Genomic DNA, 5,335 nt, shown 5'->3' on the forward strand with positions numbered 1-5,335 from the left:
ACCCTCGGACTCATATTCACCTACACCCCATGAATAAGCCTCTATGCCCAACCCATATAACCTAGGTATCAGCATGATCCGGCTCTTCCGCGACCCCAGCACATTCATCACCTCAACCACCAAATCGACATCAAGATGACCAAACGAGCCACCAATTCCATCACCCAGTCAAGCACCTGAACCGACTTTGACAGCCTCACCTCAAGGAGTACTACTAACCTCCGTAATTATTTTTGTGCATATCGTGCATTGTTCTAGAGTTGCAGCACCCTTGAGAGCATGTTATTCTAACTATAAGTAGATCGAATCATTTGCATCCAGACGGATTTCACATGAGGTGAGACCCGATGAACTAGGTGCAAACACAGAAGGAGATTACCTTGGAAGAATACGTTGGCAGCGATGCACAGTTGGTGATGTTCACAGGTGGACGCGATAGCACTCTTGCAGCCTGCTCCCTGATGCTGAAAGGTATCCCAGTACACCTGTACACGGCAAATTCTGGATGTTCTCTGCACAGAGATGTCCTTGAGGTACGGGTGCGAGAGATGAGGAGCCGCTTTGGCGGACTGATACTGAAACACGTCAAGCAAGACATTTCTGGAAGTTTCCGCTCTCTCGCTATCGCCGACCTTGAACAAGACATTCTGACCTACAGAAAAAATCTTGTACTACTGGGGGAGAAAATAGCGATACACTGCCACGTGGTCGACTACTGTAAGCGGAACGACATTACCATAGTTAATGACGGCATTGCCGTCTATCAGAAGGAGTTTCCGGAGCAGCGCTCCGTGGCCAGAGATTACTTTGTGGAGTTCATGAAGGGTTACGGAATCACGTACGAGAGCCCCATCTACAACTGGGCACAGTCGTCTGATGACGTTAAGTACAAGCTGTTACAGTTAGGGTTGTCTACAAAATCACTCGAGGGCCTGTCGGTATTCGCCGACAGTTTTACCACACCAAGCGACGAAGTTGTTTTACAGTATTTGCGCGATAAGGAGCGCAAGGCCGTCGACATTATCGACTTCCTTCAGGGCAGCAAAGTTAACTCTTTCACCTCTTTGGGGGCTTCTGGGTATGCCAAATGATCCAGCCTCAATAAATCCTTCACTAAATCCTTTCTCGAGTCGCGGCCAGTCGAGAGAATCATATTACGGACGTGCTTTCAGAAGTCGGAGCGCTCTTGCTGACATACTCGGCCACGACCTGGACGTCGACTCTAACTGCATTCATTTTGTCCCGAACACCTCTACCGCCCTGGCCCTGGTGCTCGGGGGGATCATGGCAGAGAATTTAAGATTGAGAGGGGTAGGTCCACTATGGAGACACTACGGTCCTTATCAAGGGATAGTCGGATCTATGGGTGAGGTGGTCAACGGCAGGTGGGTCAATTTTCATACGCATGTAGCCCCGGTGGACGTGAGCGTCGATAACAGCTTCCGCGAATCAGTGGGCGCGACAGCCTCTGTCGTGGACGGGGCGCAGTCTCTTGGCACTTCCCTTACCGAAGAACTGATGTCGAGTGGTGCAGTCGTAATTGCGCCACTTCATAAGCATCTGGCGCTCGCACCGGGGCTGGGTGTAGTGATACTAGATGCCGTTACAGGGCAACAGCTGCCGTCGATTGCAATTTTTTTGTCACTATCTGAGGGCGGCTGTCCATCACTTGATCTGCTTGAACACGCGCTTAATAGAATGAGACGCGGAAAGGTCTGGAACAAGGCGCAGCTCCTTTTCTCCCGAGACCTTGTTGACTGGGCGACCGCGGAGGGATTAGAGATCGTGGGAGGTGGCAGCGGACTCCCTATGGCAGCGGTAAAGATGCCCGGAGGAGGCGACGCGAACGTAATAGAACGAGAACTTCCACCCAGCGCCAAATACTTCAGGCGTCAGGGAATCATTCGCTACTCGTACTCGAGCCTGGGGTGCAAGGATGATTCCTGGGCCGACGCTACCGAAGCCTTCCGCCGTGACCTGGAGGGACTGATCAGATGCCGGAAATGTTAGATAATCGATACGTCCGGGGCGCGGTAGTGGTGCTCGGCGGGGTCCTGCTCATGTCCTTCGATGCAGCCCTTATCCGCGCTGTAGACCAGCCAGCCGGAGTATTATCGTTGTGGCGCGGTGTACTGATATGCACTGCTATGCTGCTGGCAGCAGGGGTCTGTCACGCTGTTGGAGTAAAGCAATGCTGGCACAACGAGTGGGCAGCCTGGGGTAACGGGCTGATGTTCGGGATAGCATCAGTGGCATTCGTGTACTCTATCGAGAGCACTTCCGCCGCTAACACGCTCTTTATCATGGCGACCATGCCGGTATGGTCGGCAGTTCTGGGACGAGTGTTTCTCCGGGCAAGTATCGACCGGCCGACAATCCTGGCGATCCTGACGTCACTGGCCGGTATGACGGTCATCTTCGCGTCACAGCTGTCCAGCACTGCAGGTCGGGGGGAACTACTGGCCCTGCTGGCTGCGGTATCGATGAGCGGCGGCTTCGTATGCTCCTCCAGACGCCGCTCCAGTCCCTTCCTCACCACTGCCGTCGGCGGGGCGCTATGCGCACTCACCGCCGCCGCCCTTCTGCACGGGGTTGAGGTTCCTGACGACTCCTCCTCATGGCTTCCTCTGGTAGCTGAGGGCTTCGTGGTCATGCCGGTCGGTCTGGTCTGCTTATCCGTTGGGCCGAAGTTCCTGCCCGTGCACCATGTGGCAATCTTCGTGTTGGCGGAGACAGTACTGGGCCCGCTGTGGGTGTGGCTGTTCTTCCGCGAAAGTCCCGGGGCGGCTTCGCTCGTAGGCGGGTCGGTGGTCATCGGGGCTATCATCGGCCTCAACATGCACTACATTCGCCGCTCAAGAAGGGAGGGAGCGGGTGCAATTTGATAAACGTGACATGAGAGAGAGTCCCCCAGTTATCAAGTGCGCTGCGGTCGTTCTCCGCGGGAATAGGGTGCTGCTCGTCCGCAAGCGTGGCACGACTACCCTCATTTCTCCTGGAGGCAAGCTGGAGAGAGGGGAGTCGCATGTCGCCTGCCTCGGCCGCGAGCTTGATGAGGAGCTCGGGGTCTCGTTGGTGTCGGCCACCTACTTCGGTACCTATGATGACGTCTCCATCTTCGACCGAAGCCAGATGATCACCCTATTCGTCTACATGTGCGATATTGTAGGCAACCCGGCCCCTCGCTCTGAGATCGAGGCCGTAGAGTGGGTCCCCGTGACCTGCTCGCCAGGTGGCGGGTCAACCTTTCAGAGCAGGGTTATTCCTGATATTGCAAGGATGCGTGGTCAATGCTGAGCAGCCCGGTGGGCGTGGTGACAGACCTGGACGGGACCGTCGTCTTCGGCGGAGTCGCGGATCCCCGGCTGGCCCCTTTTCTCAGGCGGGCCGCGGGACGTGAGGACATATCGGTCATCGTGGCGACCTCACGTGCACCCCGAGGAATGGCCGAGGTACTGGGAGACGCCGTGACCTGCCTGGAAGGCTCGGTCTGCCTCAACGGGGCTCTCTTGCGCCTAGGAGACAAGGAGAGACGCTACCCCATGAGGGCCGATCACGTCCGCACCATCGTGGACGCCGCCTTCCGCGCGGGCATGCCTCTCTATGCGGACCAGGGCAGCTCTTTCACTGCACTGGCAAGACATGCCCCTGCCGTAGATCCGTGGTCAGGGGAGGCGTCTGCAGCAGTCTCAGATTTCGCTGCGTCTCCAGGGACAACGGCGGAGAAGGAGCCCCAGCAAAGGGGCAACCAAGATTCCGAGACGGCACCGGGCCTCTGGGACGGCCTGGAGCACATGCGGGACTACCCGGATGGTACGTGGTGCACCGACCCGGCGCAGGTACCGACTGAGGATGTGCTCAAGGTGACGGTCGTCAGCAGGAGACACCAGGGTCGTGCGGGGCAGGACGTCATCAGGCAGATGATAGCCGATCCGCTACAGGGAGCGGCTGGCCCAGGTACGAGGGCTGCCGGAGCACAGGAGACGGGCGGCCCGGAGCCCGCGGGCACTCTCCAGGACTTGCTGGGTCTGCACCTTGACGGCGTCGTCGCATACCCGCACGAGGACGGCGTTGTCGACGTCTGCGCGGCAGGGGTGGACAAAAGCGTCTGCATGAGGCTGCCGACCGGCGAGGAGAAGCCAGCTGCCTCGAGAGGGGCGGGTACCACAGGAAGGACTGCCACCATGAGACAGGTACCGAGCCTTCACCACCGGCCCGTCTCCACGTGGATCGCGGTAGGCAACGACACTAACGACGTGGAGATGATCCGCGCGGCAGACATCGGTGTCATCGTCGGGGACGGTCTAAAAGAGGTCAGAGCGAGGAGGCAGACGGTCCGCGTCCCCTCACGCCCCGGCGCGGTGGTCTCCATTCTGGAGCAGCTGCTTGAGCTGCACCGCTAACGTCGCCAACCTGTATGTGGAGTGCCTGGCGTTTCTCAGACTTGGGGAGATTTTCTTCCCATGAGTAGATATGGGAGGAGACCATGCCAGCAGCAAAGTACTCATAGGAACTGCTGGACACAGATCGAGCGAGAAGCGGCCTGTGGAGGACCACCACAGCGGAGGTGACCGAGTCCTACGATCTTGTGGCCCAAAGACGTGGGCAGCTAGGTCGCAAGGTACAGGAAGGAGCACGCCACCGACCAGGACCGCCAGAAGGCCTCAGAGTCGGCTTAAGAATCACGAAACTCAAGGAGGAGCTATGAGATGCGTGAGGAGATGCGAGTTCTTAAAAGAGCAGCAGCCTGGCTCCGGCGGTCTCCCGACGGCGGCCTCAGCCAGTCCTCCCGGCGCGCTCGGATGAGAATATGAGCAGCCAGACAAGGTAGATCCCGCCCACCGCAGCACTGACCAGGCCCACTGGGGTCTGACCGTTGCGCCAGGAAATCAGCCCCGCCCAGCAGCAGCGCTCCCATGGACGCCGAGGCGATCATCGTGATCCCAGCCGACCGGCTCAACCGGCGCGCCAGTTGCGGTGCGGCCAGGGCGATGAAGCCAATCGGTCCAGCCGTTGCCACACAGATCGCCGCCAGCACGACGCCGTAGCCGAGCAACGCGCCGCGCATCCTGCCGACCCGCAGTCCCAGGCTGGTTGCGGCGTCGTCGCTCATCTCCAGCAGGCCCGCAGGCCGCACGAGCCACACGACCTGGATCAGCAGCACCACAGCGGCCAGAGCCAGGGGCCTGACCTGCCCCCAGGAGATCGCGTTGAAGGAGCCGTGCTGTGCCAGGCCCTGGCCGTCTCGGCGCTAAAGAGACTCACCCCAGGATGAGCCTGGTGGTCTAGCGTCCGGTTGTGTGTGCTGGGTGTGGGGGTTAGTGGCCTTGGGCTT

General features: G+C 58.9%; 5 protein-coding genes and 1 pseudogene. 5 read left to right on the forward strand and 1 reads right to left on the reverse strand.

Going from position 1 to position 5,335, the window contains the following annotated elements; translation table 11 throughout:
* Positions 1–380: 380 nt before the first annotated feature.
* The 5 genes from BKH20_RS13555 to BKH20_RS13575 are packed head-to-tail and all read left to right on the forward strand — an operon-like array spanning position 381 to position 4,403.
* The gene (locus BKH20_RS13555; RefSeq protein ID WP_256693202.1) at positions 381–1,091 is read left to right on the forward strand and encodes a hypothetical protein; all 711 of its coding nucleotides are present in this window, start codon (positions 381–383) and stop codon (positions 1,089–1,091) included.
* Positions 1,081–2,010, forward strand: coding sequence for a DUF6024 family protein (locus BKH20_RS14165; protein ID WP_256693203.1), 930 nt, complete (start codon positions 1,081–1,083; stop codon positions 2,008–2,010). The genes BKH20_RS13555 and BKH20_RS14165 overlap by 11 nt, the downstream gene beginning before the upstream one ends.
* A complete protein-coding gene (locus BKH20_RS13565) occupies positions 2,004–2,885 on the forward strand; it encodes a DMT family transporter (RefSeq protein WP_256693204.1) in 882 nt (293 codons plus the stop codon). Before BKH20_RS14165 ends, BKH20_RS13565 begins: the two co-directional genes overlap by 7 nt.
* Positions 2,886–2,895: 10 nt before the next feature.
* A complete protein-coding gene (locus BKH20_RS13570) occupies positions 2,896–3,297 on the forward strand; it encodes an NUDIX hydrolase (protein WP_075391480.1) in 402 nt (133 codons plus the stop codon).
* A complete protein-coding gene (locus tag BKH20_RS13575; protein ID WP_075391481.1) occupies positions 3,291–4,403 on the forward strand; it encodes an HAD hydrolase family protein in 1,113 nt (370 codons plus the stop codon). The genes BKH20_RS13570 and BKH20_RS13575 overlap by 7 nt, the downstream gene beginning before the upstream one ends.
* 373 nt (positions 4,404–4,776) lie before the next feature.
* Here the strand turns inward: BKH20_RS13575 and BKH20_RS13580 are convergent.
* Positions 4,777–5,262: pseudogene (locus tag BKH20_RS13580) on the reverse strand (iron chelate uptake ABC transporter family permease subunit); the annotation flags it as partial.
* Between the last annotated feature and the right edge of the window lie 73 nt (positions 5,263–5,335).

This window comes from Actinomyces oris, assembly GCF_001937445.1.
Taxonomy (GTDB): Bacteria; Actinomycetota; Actinomycetes; order Actinomycetales; family Actinomycetaceae; genus Actinomyces; species Actinomyces acetigenes.